This window comes from Mucilaginibacter sp., from assembly GCF_036568825.1.
Classification (GTDB): domain Bacteria; phylum Bacteroidota; class Bacteroidia; order Sphingobacteriales; family Sphingobacteriaceae; genus Mucilaginibacter.
In genome coordinates this window covers 13483-27933 of sequence record NZ_DATCRU010000041.1, presented here as the reverse complement: position 1 = coordinate 27933, position 14451 = coordinate 13483, and the positions used below count along the sequence as shown (strand labels likewise).

Sequence of the window (14451 nt, the reverse complement as noted above, 5' to 3'; positions counted from 1 at the left end):
ACACCAAATGCTCCAACCAGGGCTGTGAACAGTGTCATTTCAATGCCCATGATCTGCATTACGCCCAATATCAGCAAGACACGCAGCGCAACCGCGGCCAAGCTCATGATAAAGGATTTGATCGTTGCATCTATATCCCTTTTCTGCATTCTTGCCCGCGACCATTTCATCAGCATACTGATCAGCCACAGTCCTACAAAAAGTACTGCAAGCCCCACTAAAAATTTAGGGCCAAACTTGATCACCCAATCATATACATGGTCATAAAATTTTTCAATATTCATGTTATTCTCCTTCGATACATAGACAAACCATTTTTATTGCAGAATGGTTTATCTAATACTTATGAAACATATTACCACACGCCGTAAGACCTGGAAGAAACTCCTGCAGGAAAGTTCAATGCCTATCTTACTACCAGTTGCGCATGATGCGCTAACTGCCAGGCTTATCGAATTAGCAGGTTTTAATGCCTACCAGATTGGCGGCTATGCGTTATCAGGCGCCACGCACGCTATACCCGACGTAGACCTTGAAAAATTCGGCGAGAAGAAGTTCACTGTTGAAAGCATAATTACCGCCTCTCCATTGCCTTTCATGATCGACATTGATGATGGCTACGGTGATGTAAAAAATGTAACACGAACTATCTCAGAATATATTCATCTCGGGGCTTCAGCTACTTTTATGGAAGATCAGCAGCCGCCAAAGAAATGCGGGCATATGAACGACAAGAAAGTAGTTCCGATACATGCTATGGAGGAAAAGATACGGGCTGCTGTGGAAGCCCGGGGCGATAACGAGTTGTTCATTCTTGCGCGCACAGATGCCATCAGTCCCGAAGGCTTGGATAAAGCCATAAAACGGGCCGAACACTATTTAAAGGCAGGAGCAGATGGAATCTATCTTGAGGGTCCAACAAGTTTAAACCAACTGGAGCAAATAGGCAGAGTATTTAAAGATGTACCATTAGCGACCAGCGTGTTGGAAAATGGCGGTAAAACACCATGGGTTCCGCCCCAGCAATTTGCAGATATGGGTTTTAACATGATACTATATCCGACGACCGTCATCTTCCAGGTTGCGCATGCGACGCAAATGGCTTTGAAACATTTGAAAAATGGCGAGCCGCTGCCCCAAAATAGAGCTGTTGATATGGATGAGTTTATGAATATCGTCGACCTGCCTTACTGGGCAGAAATAGAGAAAAAATTCGAGAGGGGGAAAATACCTGATTAGCTTAAAATTAAAACAATCACCTAAGACGCGTGGTATTACATTACAGGTTAATAACGCCATAATCCTTAGCGTCAATTCATTAGAATCATGAAGGGTGATATAAATCATAAAGTTCTCCAGGATATTTTCGGGAATGCAAAAAGATCCGTCATGCCCGAAAAGATTAAACCAATGCTGGCCACGCTGGTCGATGAGCCTTTTGATGATCCGGATTGGATGTATGAAGTGAAATGGGATGGCTATCGTGCGGTCAGCTATATCAATAAGGGTCATGTAGATATTCTTTCGCGCAATAACAAATCATTTAATGACAAATATTACCCATTGAGGGAATTGTTATCCGGTTGGAAGATTGATGCGGTTATCGATGGCGAGATCGTTGTACTGAATCAAAAGGGTCAATCCAATTTTGGGCATCTTCAAAACTGGCGCAGCGAAGCCGACGGTGAACTGGCTTATTATGTTTTTGATATCTTATGGTATGATGGCATCAACCTGATGGAATTGCCTCTTGCTGACAGGCGGAAAGTTTTAGAAGATGTATTACCTAAGGATGATGACCGCATTCGCCTGAGCCAGGTGTTTGATGTAAAGGGAAGCGATTTCTTCGGCGCAGCCAAACAAATGGGCTTGGAAGGGATCATCGCCAAAAAGAAGGACAGCACTTACTCGCCTGATATACGCTCAAAAGAGTGGCTGAAAATAAAAGTGCACAAACGCCAGGAAGTGGTAATAGGCGGCTTTACCAAAAACGAAGGCAGCTCGAAAAAATTCAGCTCGCTTTTGCTCGGTGTTTACGAAGATAAAAAGCTGCATTATGTAGGTAAAGTCGGAACTGGTTTTTCTGATAAACTTCAGAATGAAATGATGGCGCAGTTTAAGCCGCTGATCATAGACAAAGCGCCTTTTGTGGAGGTGCCTGATGTTAACAGCCCTTCGCGTTTCAGACCCAATCCGCCAAAAGCCAAAGCTTATTGGTTGAAGCCGGAATTAGTTTGCGAGATCAGCTTTGCTGAAGTAACCGGTGATGGCGTTTTTCGTCATCCTTCATTTGAAGGTATGCGTAGTGATAAAAAAGCCAATGAAGTGGTACGCGAAGTTGAAGCGTCAACTACTCAAACCATTAATGAAGTTGAGCAAAAAGAAGATCATCATATTCTGAATGCTCCCCAAACTGGCATCAGACGTACTTTGCTGAATCCGAATGAAGAGACACAAGTGCGCAAAGTTCACGGGCATGAACTGAAATTTACTCACCTGAGCAAAATCTATTGGCCGGAAGATGGTGTCACCAAACGGGATATGCTCAATTACTATTACCAAGTGGCTGAATATATCCTACCCTATTTAAAGGACCGCCCGCAAACGCTTAACCGCTTTCCAAATGGTATCAACGGCACGAGTTTTTACCAGAAAGATATTAAAGACAAATCGCCCGAATGGATGGATAGCTTCCCCTATGTAACCAGCGACGGTGAGCATAAAGAATTTGCTGTTGCCTGTAACGAAGACAGCCTGCTTTGGATGGCTTCGTTAGGGTGTATTGAGATGAACCCCTGGTTCAGCAGGATACAATCGCCGGATAACCCGGATTATTGTGTAATTGACCTCGATCCGGATAAACATCATTTCGACCAGGTAATCGCCGCAGCGCTTGAAGTAAAAGAAGTATTAGATGCATTGGATGTGCCCTCTTATCCAAAAACTTCGGGCTCAACCGGCATGCATATTTATATACCGCTAGCTGCAAAATATACTTATGATCAATCACAGATGTTCGGCCGATTGATAGCCAACCTGGTACATGATCAAATACCCAAATACACCAGCGTAGAACGACAGATCAAAAACCGGCAGGGCAAAATGTATATCGATTTTTTGCAGAACCGTCCGGGTGCGACACTGGCGGGACCATATTCGCTTCGTCCTAAACCGGGTGCGACCGTTTCCATGCCATTACACTGGGATGAAGTAAAGCCCGGATTGACTATGCGCGATTTTACGATCTTCAATACAATAGATCGCCTAAAAGAAACCGGCGACTTGTTCAAGGGCGTGCTTGGTAAAGGTATCGACTTGGAAAAGACCGTAAAGAAAGCTCGAAATATTTTTCATCAACAGGAACATTAAAAAGATAAGCTATGTTAGGAGAAGGTGTAAGAAAACTGCTGAACAAGCCATACCCGGCGTCATCAATCAATGAAATAACTTACCGCGGCCGGGACATTGCTTTTAAGACAGATGAAGCAGGCAGACCAGTGTTGCTTTTTATCGGTAAAAAGATCGCTCCGGGAAAAATCAGGGGCGAACGGTATGTGCGGAGTATGATAACAACATCAGAAGGGAAACTTAAGGACCATTGGGAAAAGAAAGGAAAAGCTACTCCGTGATTAAAACCGATCGCCCTTGAGAGTGGTTTTATAATAAATAATATCTGCTATGGAACCCAAAACCAGAGCTCCGAAGAAAGCAACGGGAGCAAAAAAAGAGAAAGTAGAAAAAACGGTTGCCAAGGATCTGTCCGCGAGCTATAATCGTTATAAAAAATTTGGTGGCAAACAATATACCGGTATGCAGATCGGTCGCGGCCACCATTGGCATTATGATGAGGGTGATTGGAAAGAGACCAAGATCACACCTGATCTGTGGGAAATATCCTATGCCGTTACCAAAAGACGTGTCGGTCATGCACCGGAAAATTCGGGCGTACCGGTTGGCACTGAGTATCAATGGTACATCATATCGCATCAGCACGTGAAAAAGCTGAATGCCAATGATTATTCGACCGAAATGACCGGGCTTAAATTTAAAGTTGCTCACAAACGTGCCGACAAAGAAAAATGGAGCGCAACGGCACCGACCCAACGCAAGCACCTGATCCAGTTTTTTAAAGATCTGATCGAACAATTGGAAAAAGACCCTATTCCGCTTGAGTTTGAATACGAGGGTGTACATTATAAGGGCGAAGCCGTGCCCATCAGCGAAACCTGTGATATCGATGAAGGCATTTGTTACGAGGCCGACATCTCATTAAATGATAACAATATCGGTATCATCCGCTGTATGAAAAGCGGTTGGAAAATGGATCGCGTAAAAGAAGGCCTGGTGGATGCCATAGGTAATGAGATATTTTTGTATTTTGAATAAATCAAAATCGCTATGCCCGAATTACCCGATCTGCAGGTTTTTAGCCGTAATCTGACAAAGGCGCTCAAAGAAAAGAAAGTGGAGAGGGTTACTTGCCACTCCAAAAAACTAAATGTGCCTGTTAAAGAACTTCAGGATAATTTGGAGGGCGCGGTATTAGAAAAAGTAGAGCGTGCCGGAAAAGAACTGCATTTTATTTTTGACAATAAACATGTCCTCGGATTGCACTTGATGCTGCACGGACAATTAGCGTTATCTAAAGAAGAACAACCAAAAAGTCTGATTATCTCCTTAAAATTTGATGATGGTAACATTCTGTCGCTCACTGACTTCCAGGCTGCAGCCACCCCGACTTTAGATCCTAAAGAAAATGATACGCCGGATGCGCTTGATATCGATGAGAAATACCTGCAGGGAAAATTAAGCAAAACACGAACTCCGGTTAAGACAGTATTGATGGATCAAAAGATGGTTCGTGGTATTGGCAATGCTTATGCCGACGAAATATTATGGGATGCCAGGATATCTCCTTTTTCAGCATCGAACAGAATCCCGGTCGACAAAGTGAAAGCACTGACCAAATCAATAAAAAAAGTATTGGAAGATGCGGAGAAGCAGATAATAAAAGAGCACCCGGATATCATCACCGGCGAATACCGGGATTTTATGGAAGTACACAATTCACGTAAAAAGAAAACCTCCACCGGGGCTGTGATCTTGCAAAAACCCATTGCCTCCAGAAAAACTTATTATACTGAAGAACAGGAGCTTTTTGATTAACCTGGTCTAAATTTCTGAACAACTCACCACGTATAAATACTTGTTTTTTAAAAGCCGAAGTCGCTATAGAAACAAGGCTATCTAAGCAATGTTAGAATATTAAACTCTTAATAAACACATTGCTATGGCTTCAACAGTTGGCGATTTTGTAGTCTCACGTCTGCAAGCGTGGGGAATCAACCGGATATTCGGATACCCGGGCGATGGTATCAATGGTGTAATGGGTGCGCTGGACCGCGCTAAAGACCAGATAGATTTCATACAAGTGAGGCATGAAGAGGACGCAGCCTTTATGGCTTGTGCGCACTCCAAGTTTACCGGGGAAGTTGGTGTTTGCATGGCAACATCGGGTCCGGGTGCTATTCATTTACTGAACGGCTTGTATGATGCCAAGCTCGACCATCAGTCTGTCGTGGCCATAGTTGGCCAGCAGGCCCGCCTTTCCCTCGGTGGCAGTTACCAGCAGGAAGTAGATTTGCTTTCCCTTTTTAAAGATGTTGCTGGTGAATATGTACAGATGATGACCGAACCCGGACAGGCGCGTCAAATGATCGACCGTGCTATTCGTATTGCGAAAGCACAACGTACGGTGACTTGTGTTATCATCCCAAATGATGTTCAGGAATTGGATTCCATCGAAGCCCCTCCAAAAAAACATGGCAGCGTTTTCACAGGAATCGGTCACCCGCTGGAAAGACCAGTTCCGCCAGCAAGTGAATTACAAAAGGCAGCTGATATTTTAAATGAAGGTAAAAAAGTAGCAATATTAATTGGCGCAGGCGCACTTGGAGCGTCAACTGAAGTAAAAGAAATAGCTGAGCTACTTGGCGCTGGTGTAGCCAAAGCCTTGCTTGGCCGTGCGGCTCTTCCTGATGATCTGCCTTATGTAACCGGAGCCATCGGTTTACTTGGAACCAAACCAAGCTGGGATTTAATGATGGATTGCGATACCTTGCTGATGATCGGCAGCGGCTTTCCTTATTCGGAATTTTTACCGGATGAAGGCAAAGCCAAAGGAGTGCAAATAGATATTGATGGCCGTATGCTGAGCCTGCGTTACCCGATGGACGTAAACCTGGTAGGCGATAGTAAGGAAACGCTGAAAGCGCTTATCGCGCTAATTAGATATAAGGAAGATCGTTCATGGCGGGAAGAAATCGAAAAAAATGTTAAAGAATGGTGGCAGGTGATCGAAGCTAAAGCAATGAATAATGCCAAACCTATCAATCCGCAACGCGTATTTTGGGAACTATCATCCAGGTTGCCTGATAATTGTATTATAACAGCAGATTCGGGTTCGGCTGCTAATTGGTTTGCCCGAAATCTGAGAATAAGGGAAGGCATGATGGCAACGCTTTCCGGAACACTGGCAACAATGTGCCCCGGTGTACCTTATAGCATAGCTGCCAAATTCGCTTACCCTGATCGTGTGGCGATAGCATTAGTCGGCGATGGCGCCATGCAGATGCTGGGCAATGGCGGCATTATTACTATATCAAAATATTGGAAAAGATGGAGCGACCCGAGATTGATCATCATGGTACTGCACAACAACGACCTGAACCAGGTTACATGGGAACAGCGTGTGCTGACAGGTAACCCTGAATTTGTTGGTTCGCAGGAACTGCCCGATTTCCCTTATGCAAGATATGCAGAATTGTTAGGCTTAAAGGGTATAAAAGTAGATGAACCTGAACAGTTGGGTGCTGCATGGGATGAGGCTCTTTCTGCCGACCGTCCGGTAATTCTGGAAGCAATTGTCGACCCTGATGTTCCGACCATTCCTCCGCATATAACTTTTGAACAGATGATCAAATTCACAAAAACTATTGTGAAAGGTGATGCTCATGAACGGGGTATTATCCAGCAAACCTTCAGGGATGTAGTAGAAGAATTTCTTCCGCATCATTAGATCACATTTACATCAGCCTAATTAAAACAACAAATCTGCCCGGATTGATCCTGGCAGGTCAAATCATAACCAATAAAAAACAAATGTAAAATCAAGCAATGCGGGTTTAATTAAGCCGCGGCGGTATCAAACCGGTGTCCAAGCAGCTTCTCCATGCAGGCAAGCAAATACCAAAGGTCAAACGGCTTGGGAATAAAAACTGAAAAAGGTATTCCATCCAATTGCAATTGTTTTTCCGGGTAAGCCGATATGAGCACGATTGGAAGATGCTCAAAATCCTGGCATTTACGCAGTTTATTACACAAATCTCCGCCATTTGTATCGGGAAGGAGGTAATCTAAGAGTACAAGGTCTGGTTTGGTTGATTGAACGAGCGGTACAATATCCTCAGTTTGGGTCAGGCCGGTAAACTGGCAGTTCTCCATTTGCAGGAAATACTGCATAACCTCCAGGAAACAGGTATCGTCTTCAATCATCAATATCTTTTTACCTTCCATACTTTTTTTATCCCTATGTACTTTAAAAATTGTATTACAAAGTTCGACAACCGGATTTTCTCCTCGTATAGGGTAATTACCCGATTTTAATACGGCTATTACGTCTAATTCAAGCACTTACGTGAATTTATACTTGCAAACAGGGGCACTTAAATGCAACCAATAATGTATAATTAACTTTATTAGCCCGGTAATCGCGTATTTTCATAATTATCTTCTTGTTTTTGCAGCAATTTCAGCAGCTCTTTGTCCGTAAAATCGCCGAAACGTTCATAAGCCTGACCCACCGCATGAAAATCAGCGGGCCGGTACAGTACTTCAATTGCATCAGCCTCTGCCATATGCGGGTCATACTGTTGGCCTGACACAGGTGCAGCGATAATAACTTTTGCAGCCTGTTTAGCACGGCACAGCCGGATACATGGCACCAGCGTTACACCGGTCGCTATTCCATCATCGATCAGGAATACTGTTTTACCCCGGAAATCCGAAAGCGGCGCGCTGTTCCGGTAAAGTTCTACCCGGCGTGCGATCTCGGTTTCCTGCTCTGCAACCGATTTTTCTACCAGGGTAGCAGGAAGATCGCGTTTAAACTCATCTGCAACATATACTGTATGCTCTTCAGCCACTGCCCCAAAGCCAAACTCAGGCTGGCCAGGATAAGGCAGTTTTTTCGACACGATCAACGATAAAGGCGCCTGCATGGTCATAGCAACATAAAAAGCCACTTCTACCCCACCCCGAGGTATCCCTATAATCAAGAGATCGGTCAATCCCTTGTATTTTTCTGCAAGATGATCGCCCAAAAACATACCAGCCTGCTTACGATCGGTATATCGGTATGCGCTATTCATAATTTAAACAACAAGCATAACCGGGGACCGGTTCCGGGTTATCTACCTGATTTTATGTAACAAATACGTGTTTCCGGCAATATTTCTACGCTATTTGCAGATAATGTAATCTCTGCCCGAAGACAAATGTTAAATCTGAAAACAACATACCGTCATGAGAACCATATATAACGATGAAGTGAGGCTGCCGGTGGATGACGTTGTGTTATATGGCCAGTTGGCAATACCTGATGGTGCGGAAGCGCTGGTCATTTTTGCACATGGTACCGGCAGCAGCCGTTTTAGTCCGCGCAATCAATATGTAGCAGAGCGGTTACAACAGCGGGGTTATGCAACGCTGCTGTTCGACCTTCTGACGAACGCTGAGAACCAAATCTATTTCAATAGTTTTGAGATCGACTTACTTGCAAGCAGACTGATCAGTGTAACCAACTGGGCCACTGCAGGAATGATAACCTCAGGAATGATAATAGGATATTTTGGTGCAAGTACAGGCGCCGCAGCGGCCCTGATAGCGGCTGCGGAATTACCAGATAAGGTGTTGGCTGTGGTAAGTCGTGGCGGAAGGCCCGACCTGACCGGCGACGCATTGGAAAAGGTGCATGCAGCGGTATTATTGCTTGTGGGCGGACTGGATACTGCCGTGATTGATCTTAACCGGCAGGCCATGGACCAAATCGATGCACCCAGCGAACTGACCATTGTTCCTGAAGCAACCCATTTGTTTGAGGAACCCGGCAAACTGGACGAAGTTGCTGATTACGCGCTGGAATGGTTCAGTAAATATCTGAAAACAGAAGTGCCACTTTGATCATACAAATGGCCGGTATCAAATACCTGTTTCCATTGCATCAAATACCCAATCTGCTTGCCCGATATACCCGTTTTTGACGGATCTTTAATGCATATTTTGTCGTAAAATACTAACGCACAATGCTTTAGTTTTAAATAAATCAACCTTGACTTCTGGTCGGGCCCGCCGGAGAGAAACCATTTAAGCGGTTCAGGGTTACTTCATCGTAACCTATGGACACAATGCAAACATATGACGAATCCTTATTAAATAAGCTTACCCAAACTATGTTGTACGAAGGGTATTCGTTTTGCCCCTCGGCTTTAAAAAATAAAAAGCCTATTCCCTTTGGCGTAGTTTTCCCCCGGAGTTATTCGGCAAAACATATTAATACTAATGGTTTTATGCGCACGCAATGTCTGCTGAATGCATCGCCTGATGCCAAAATTGAGGTGCTGGTCCGGTTTCTTCATTTGGTGAAGGTCGAACTGTACCGCAAGGTAAACGGCGATTTTGTAAGAGCAGAAGATTTCATGGCCGACAGTCATCATTTTACCGAAGGCTGGCAGGCAGTTGAGCGGCAAATCGACTATGGTGAAATGTCTGTTTCAGACTCTGTAAACAAAAGAAATATCAAGCCCATTTCGTTTTCAGGTTCTGCAATTGCTGAAAATATTTTTAGCGAAGCAGGTGTAGTGGGGAGAAGGATATTCAGGGTATATCCTATTGGCGGTCGAGCTGAGCTTGAAGTATCAGGAGGCGGTCGGGAAAATCTTTGGAGGATCACTGCGAGAATAACCAATCAAACTAATCTGAAAAATGCCGAAAGCATGGAACACGATATGGCCATGTGCCAATCCTTTATTGCGGTGCATACTATTTTAAAAACGGATAAAGGGAAGTTTCTTTCGTCACAAAATCCGCCCGTTGAATTTACGGAGGGTACATCGGTTTGTAAGAATATGAACACCTGGCCGGTATTGATCGACCACGAAAACAAAATGATGCTGTCCTCGCCGGTCATTCTGTATGATCACCCACAGGTCAATTCAAATAGCAAAGATGATCTGTTCGATAAAACCGAAATGTTGGCAACTATATGATCGATATGTTTCCAAGCGAACTATTGCCGGAAATATAGTGAGGTATCTTTAATCAGCCTTTAAAACCCGTCTGTAATGGCAGGCATTATTAAAATCACCCTTTATCAGGATTCCTTTTCAACAGCTCTCAGACCAAATTTATATCATCATGATTAATGAGCGCCGGGATCCCTTTTGTCCTGTATATTTTACAATAAAATAATCATGAGTAAACTCAAATGGCTTTACCCAATTGAGATTTGGTTAACTTTAGCCACGATATTTTTACCCTTGATATTAGCAAAACCCTATGAAAGCTTATATAAATAATTTGCTTTTGGTAGCGACAGTTTTCACTTTTTTGAGCGCCTGCCACCCGGTTCAGAAAAACAACACTACGGAAAACGCGCAAACCAATATGCATTTTGCTTACGACGACAGCACACTCACCAACAAAGTATTGCCTGTAATGATGCCCTACAACCGGTTGATCAATCCTGCGGGAAAAACGATACGGTTTGGCGATCCCAGTGTAGAAAACCATAGTCTGACTGCCAGGTTGATACCTAATTCGTCTTTATTAGTAGTAGAGGAGCGTTACGGCATCACCGTGATCGACACTACCAGCGATAAGGTAGTTGCCAGCTGGACCTATAAGAACGCTCCAAAGCTTGGCAGTCTGATGAGCACTTATTCAGGCTTGGTTGTACACAACATGGGCAATGAAACCCGGTTCTTCTGGAGTGCGGCCAACGGAGGCAGCCATCGCTCTTATGTTTTGCAGGCTAAATGGGATGGGAAGAAAATACAACTGGAAGATACCATTGCTTTTAAGCCCAAAGCGCCATCTCCGCTGGCACTTCCGAATGAACTAGCCATTAACAATGAAAATGGCAAAGATTACCTGTATGTGGTTTTAAACGGCAATAACCAACTGGTCAAGATCGATCTTTCAGCAAAGCAAACTGTTTGGGCGAAACCAACGGGTGTGGCGCCATACGGCATTGCCATAACCGGCGACAAAATATTAGTGACCAACTGGGGCGGCGGCGATCCCGGGACTGATACCTTGAGTTGGGAAACCGCGGGAGTTCCATATGGCAAAACTTACATCGCCCCTAAAACCGGGGCCACGCAAACCGGGAGCGTGCAGGCTTTTGCGACAGACGGTACTATGCAGAAAGAAATAGCAGTTGGCCTGCATCCAAATGCAATCGTAACCAGCAGCGATGGAAAGTATGCGTATGTGGCCAATGCCAACAGCGACAATGTTTCGGTGATCTCTATTCCTGATCTTAAAGTTACCGAAAACATCCCCGTTAATCTTCTGCAGGGGAGCAATCGATACATTGGTGATTCGCCAAATGCGCTTACACTTAGTAATGATAATTCCCAGCTTTATGTTGCGAACGGATTGGACAATGCGGTGGCTGTAGTTCAGTTGGGCGATAAATCGTCGCAAAATGAGAAGGGGAATACGTTTGTCAAAGGCTTTATCCCGACAGAGGCTTATCCGGGAGGACTTCTAATAAACGGCAATACGCTGTTTGTAACGAACCTGGAGGGTGAAGGTTCAAGGATAAGTACAAAAGAGTTTATCACGCAGGGTAAGCTTGCTGCTACAAATGCCTTTAACTCGCATCATGAAAAGGCAACTCTTTCAATTATCCCAATCCCGGATGATAATGGTCTGAAAGCCTATACAAAGAAGGTGAAACAACTCAATTTGACCTTCCGCGAGGAAATTGCAAACCTGGCGCCTAGAAAAAACATTGCGCCAAGACCTATGCCTGAGCGCATCGGCGAACCTTCTGTATTTACCCATGTTTTATACATCATCAAAGAAAATCGCACTTACGACCAGGTGTTGGGGGATATGCCGCAGGGTAATGGTATGCCGTCGTTATGCGTATATGGCGACAGCATAACGCCTAATGAACACCAGTTAGCGCGGAAGTTCCTGTTACTCGATAATTACTATGCTTCGGGCAAATGCTCGGCAGAGGGCCACCAATGGACGGACGCAGCAATGGTAACCGATTACGTGGAGAAAAACGTGCGGGCGTGGTTTCGCAGCTACCCGCATGTACAGGAAGATGCTTTAGTTTATGATGCCAATGGATTTATCTGGAACAACGCAGCAGATCATGGTAAAACGGTCAGGATATATGGGGAAGCTTCACAACCGCATTATAATGAAAAGCTGAGCTGGACCGATATTTATAACAATTATAAAAACGGAAAACCTTTTGAGTTTTATAATACCAGCACGATATCGAGGGTAAGGCCGATGCTGTCGCAGAGTTATCCGGCATCGGACGAATTGAAGATTACCGACCAGGTAAGAGCGGCCGCGTTTATCAAAGAACTGCATGATTACGAACAAAAGCCCGGCGATGCCCTGCCTAACCTGATGGTGATGGCGCTATCTGACGATCATACGCAAGGCACACGGCCCGGCTTGCCTAAACCAAGATCAATGGTGGCAGATAACGATTTGGCCCTCGGTCGTATCATTGAGGCGGTAAGCAAAAGCCGTTTCTGGAAAAACACAGTCATTTTTGTAACCGAAGATGACTCGCAGGATGGCTGGGACCATGTATCCGCTTACCGCACTACGGGATTTGTGGTGAGCGCCTATAGCTGCCTGCAAAGCACAGTCTCCACTAATTATAATCAAACTTGTATCGTAAGATCCATTGAACAGATATTGGGCATCCCGCCTATGAACATCATCGACGCTACAGCTTTGCCTATGTTTAAATGCTTTGCAGACCGGCCGTCAAACTACACTTATACTGTTGTTCCGAATCGTATCCCGATCAATGACATTAATCCCGGCTTTTCTGCCCTTAAAGGCAAATCGCTATTTTATGCAAAAGCGTCCTCGCAACATCAGTTCGACCATGTGGATGGCGGCAACGATGATTTAATGAATCATATTTTGTGGCACGCCGCCAAAGGCAATAAACCTTATCCAGCCACGCTGGCAGGTAAGGATGATGACTGACATTCGTTATGTTTTAGCATTCCTCATCCGAATTAATGAAAAATTGAGGCTTGAGCATTTCACAACTTCTGCCAGGGGAATGATAGATGGGGTAAAGCGTAGTTCGACACCTAAGGACAGAATTTCGTTGATAGGGTCGGATATGGTTCTTATAGCTATAGGTATCTCCCTTTGACTTGAAACGTAGTATCCGGCACACTCATCAAGCAGGGTAAAATTGTTTATCGCAAATTCGTAGCAATACAATACCGTTGTTTTTATTTCAGTATACCATTCGGAAGGTACTGTAATTATGAATTTACCGGTGCTTTCGCCGAAAAATCTGTTTTTGTCGGCTTCAGTGGTTTGCGGGCCGATGTAATAAGTTACCCGCGGGCAGTCTCTTGGTAATAAATAATTATGCAGTAACCGGTCTGATATAGCAAAAACCACATCCTCTTTAATCGCGTCAAAATAAGATGGCGAAGGACGTGGTTCAAAAACTTCAATACCCGGCCTTTCACTGATGTGAAAAAGGCGAATGCCCGTTGCTTGCAAGCCCATTGGAACTGATCTTTTGAAAATAGCCGGTACAAATTTCAGCGATATACCGGTGATCTTTATGCCAGTCTGATATTGCTGAAGGATCCATAAACTTCATGGCTTTCGTGCGAGGTCTTTAATTCACCGCTGATATACCGGCAATAATAGTAGATATGTACCGAGGTATGCGGCTGGTTAAATTCGCCGGGCAAGCGTGTATGAAATTTAATAATATCCACCGGCTCGATCACAAAATTAGCCTCTTCCACAAACTCCCGCTTCAATGCGGTTTCCGGCGACTCGCCGACATCAACCCAGCCTCCGGGTATGCCCCATAAATGGTCGTCACTTCGTTGCTCCAGGAATATTTTACCTTCGCTATTAAACAATACGCCGTTGACACCGATCTTAGGCGTAACGTAGCCTAATTCTTTTCTGAACCTTTCCATTATTTCTGGCGACGGAAGGCCGGTAAAGGCTGCATATTCGTCAGCGGCCAGCCCAAGCAAGCGTTCATAATTATGCAGGTCGTGCGGGTTTTTGCTGTAGTTGATGCCAATTTGTGCTATCGCCCGCAATTCGTCAAGCAGGTTAAGATAATTTCCTTCCATAGTT

At 44.5% G+C, this 14451-nt stretch carries 14 protein-coding genes; 9 read left to right on the top strand and 5 right to left on the bottom strand.

From position 1 onward, the window contains the following. The coding region (locus tag VIM89_RS08595; RefSeq protein ID WP_488155743.1) for a mechanosensitive ion channel family protein at positions 1-284 on the bottom strand (284 nt) is incomplete at its 3' end. Between the two features lie 61 nt (positions 285-345). Here VIM89_RS08595 and VIM89_RS08590 point away from each other — a divergent pair. From VIM89_RS08590 to VIM89_RS08565, 6 genes are all read left to right on the top strand, one after another. Next, the gene (locus tag VIM89_RS08590; RefSeq protein ID WP_488155742.1) at positions 346-1239 is read left to right on the top strand and encodes an isocitrate lyase/PEP mutase family protein; all 894 of its coding nucleotides are present in this window, start codon (positions 346-348) and stop codon (positions 1237-1239) included. A 150-nt stretch (positions 1240-1389) separates the two neighbouring features. After that, positions 1390-3369, top strand: a complete 1980-nt coding sequence (gene ligD / locus VIM89_RS08585; protein WP_488155741.1) for a DNA ligase D — start codon at positions 1390-1392, stop codon at positions 3367-3369. An 11-nt stretch (positions 3370-3380) separates the two neighbouring features. Further along, entirely contained in the window at positions 3381-3629 is a 249-nt protein-coding gene (locus VIM89_RS08580; RefSeq protein ID WP_488155740.1) for a hypothetical protein, read from the top strand. 49 nt (positions 3630-3678) lie between these two features. Then, positions 3679-4386: a hypothetical protein gene (locus tag VIM89_RS08575; protein WP_488155739.1), complete on the top strand. Its 708-nt coding sequence runs from the start codon at positions 3679-3681 to the stop codon at positions 4384-4386. A 12-nt stretch (positions 4387-4398) separates the two neighbouring features. Continuing rightward, positions 4399-5166, top strand: coding sequence for an Fpg/Nei family DNA glycosylase (locus tag VIM89_RS08570; protein WP_488155738.1), 768 nt, complete (start codon positions 4399-4401; stop codon positions 5164-5166). Between the two features lie 124 nt (positions 5167-5290). Then, the gene (locus tag VIM89_RS08565) at positions 5291-7078 is read left to right on the top strand and encodes a thiamine pyrophosphate-requiring protein (RefSeq protein WP_488155737.1); all 1788 of its coding nucleotides are present in this window, start codon (positions 5291-5293) and stop codon (positions 7076-7078) included. A gap of 110 nt (positions 7079-7188) precedes the next feature. Here the strand turns inward: VIM89_RS08565 and VIM89_RS08560 are convergent, their stop codons facing one another. Both VIM89_RS08560 and VIM89_RS08555 read right to left on the bottom strand, forming a co-directional pair. Then, positions 7189-7692, bottom strand: coding sequence for a response regulator (locus tag VIM89_RS08560; RefSeq protein WP_488155736.1), 504 nt, complete (start codon positions 7690-7692; stop codon positions 7189-7191). Positions 7693-7757: 65 nt separating this feature from the next. Next, positions 7758-8429, bottom strand: a complete 672-nt coding sequence (locus VIM89_RS08555; protein WP_488155735.1) for a phosphoribosyltransferase — start codon at positions 8427-8429, stop codon at positions 7758-7760. Between the two features lie 154 nt (positions 8430-8583). Here VIM89_RS08555 and VIM89_RS08550 point away from each other — a divergent pair, with 154 nt between their 5' ends. The 3 genes from VIM89_RS08550 to VIM89_RS08540 all read left to right on the top strand — a co-directional run bounded on the left by VIM89_RS08550 (position 8584) and on the right by VIM89_RS08540 (position 13314). Further along, positions 8584-9240 (top strand): dienelactone hydrolase family protein, encoded by a 657-nt coding sequence (locus VIM89_RS08550; RefSeq protein WP_488155734.1) that lies wholly within the window; start codon positions 8584-8586, stop codon positions 9238-9240. Positions 9241-9464: 224 nt separating this feature from the next. Then, a complete protein-coding gene (locus VIM89_RS08545; RefSeq protein ID WP_488155733.1) occupies positions 9465-10325 on the top strand; it encodes a hypothetical protein in 861 nt (286 codons plus the stop codon). Positions 10326-10614: 289 nt separating this feature from the next. Then, a complete protein-coding gene (locus VIM89_RS08540; protein WP_488155732.1) occupies positions 10615-13314 on the top strand; it encodes a phosphoesterase in 2700 nt (899 codons plus the stop codon). Between the two features lie 6 nt (positions 13315-13320). Here the strand turns inward: VIM89_RS08540 and VIM89_RS08535 are convergent, their stop codons facing one another. Both VIM89_RS08535 and VIM89_RS08530 read right to left on the bottom strand, forming a co-directional pair. Beyond that, entirely contained in the window at positions 13321-13857 is a 537-nt protein-coding gene (locus VIM89_RS08535) for a DUF6886 family protein (RefSeq protein WP_488155731.1), read from the bottom strand. Between the two features lie 56 nt (positions 13858-13913). Beyond that, positions 13914-14447, bottom strand: a complete 534-nt coding sequence (locus VIM89_RS08530) for an NUDIX hydrolase N-terminal domain-containing protein (protein WP_488155730.1) — start codon at positions 14445-14447, stop codon at positions 13914-13916. Between the last annotated feature and the right edge of the window lie 4 nt (positions 14448-14451).

What these genes read in the sequence shown, in the direction of transcription:
- VIM89_RS08565 (WP_488155737.1), top strand. Translation starts at nt 5,291, where the DNA reads ATGGCTTCAACAGTTGGCGATTTTGTAGTCTCACGTCTGCAAGCGTGG.
- VIM89_RS08545 (WP_488155733.1), top strand. Translation starts at nt 9,465, where the DNA reads ATGCAAACATATGACGAATCCTTATTAAATAAGCTTACCCAAACTATG.
- VIM89_RS08575 (WP_488155739.1), top strand. Translation starts at nt 3,679, where the DNA reads ATGGAACCCAAAACCAGAGCTCCGAAGAAAGCAACGGGAGCAAAAAAA.
- VIM89_RS08535 (WP_488155731.1), bottom strand. Translation starts at nt 13,857, where the DNA reads ATGGGCTTGCAAGCAACGGGCATTCGCCTTTTTCACATCAGTGAAAGG.
- VIM89_RS08530 (WP_488155730.1), bottom strand. Translation starts at nt 14,447, where the DNA reads ATGGAAGGAAATTATCTTAACCTGCTTGACGAATTGCGGGCGATAGCA.
- VIM89_RS08590 (WP_488155742.1), top strand. Translation starts at nt 346, where the DNA reads ATGAAACATATTACCACACGCCGTAAGACCTGGAAGAAACTCCTGCAG.
- VIM89_RS08580 (WP_488155740.1), top strand. Translation starts at nt 3,381, where the DNA reads ATGTTAGGAGAAGGTGTAAGAAAACTGCTGAACAAGCCATACCCGGCG.
- VIM89_RS08555 (WP_488155735.1), bottom strand. Translation starts at nt 8,429, where the DNA reads ATGAATAGCGCATACCGATATACCGATCGTAAGCAGGCTGGTATGTTT.
- VIM89_RS08550 (WP_488155734.1), top strand. Translation starts at nt 8,584, where the DNA reads ATGAGAACCATATATAACGATGAAGTGAGGCTGCCGGTGGATGACGTT.
- VIM89_RS08540 (WP_488155732.1), top strand. Translation starts at nt 10,615, where the DNA reads ATGAAAGCTTATATAAATAATTTGCTTTTGGTAGCGACAGTTTTCACT.
- ligD (WP_488155741.1), top strand. Translation starts at nt 1,390, where the DNA reads ATGCCCGAAAAGATTAAACCAATGCTGGCCACGCTGGTCGATGAGCCT.
- VIM89_RS08570 (WP_488155738.1), top strand. Translation starts at nt 4,399, where the DNA reads ATGCCCGAATTACCCGATCTGCAGGTTTTTAGCCGTAATCTGACAAAG.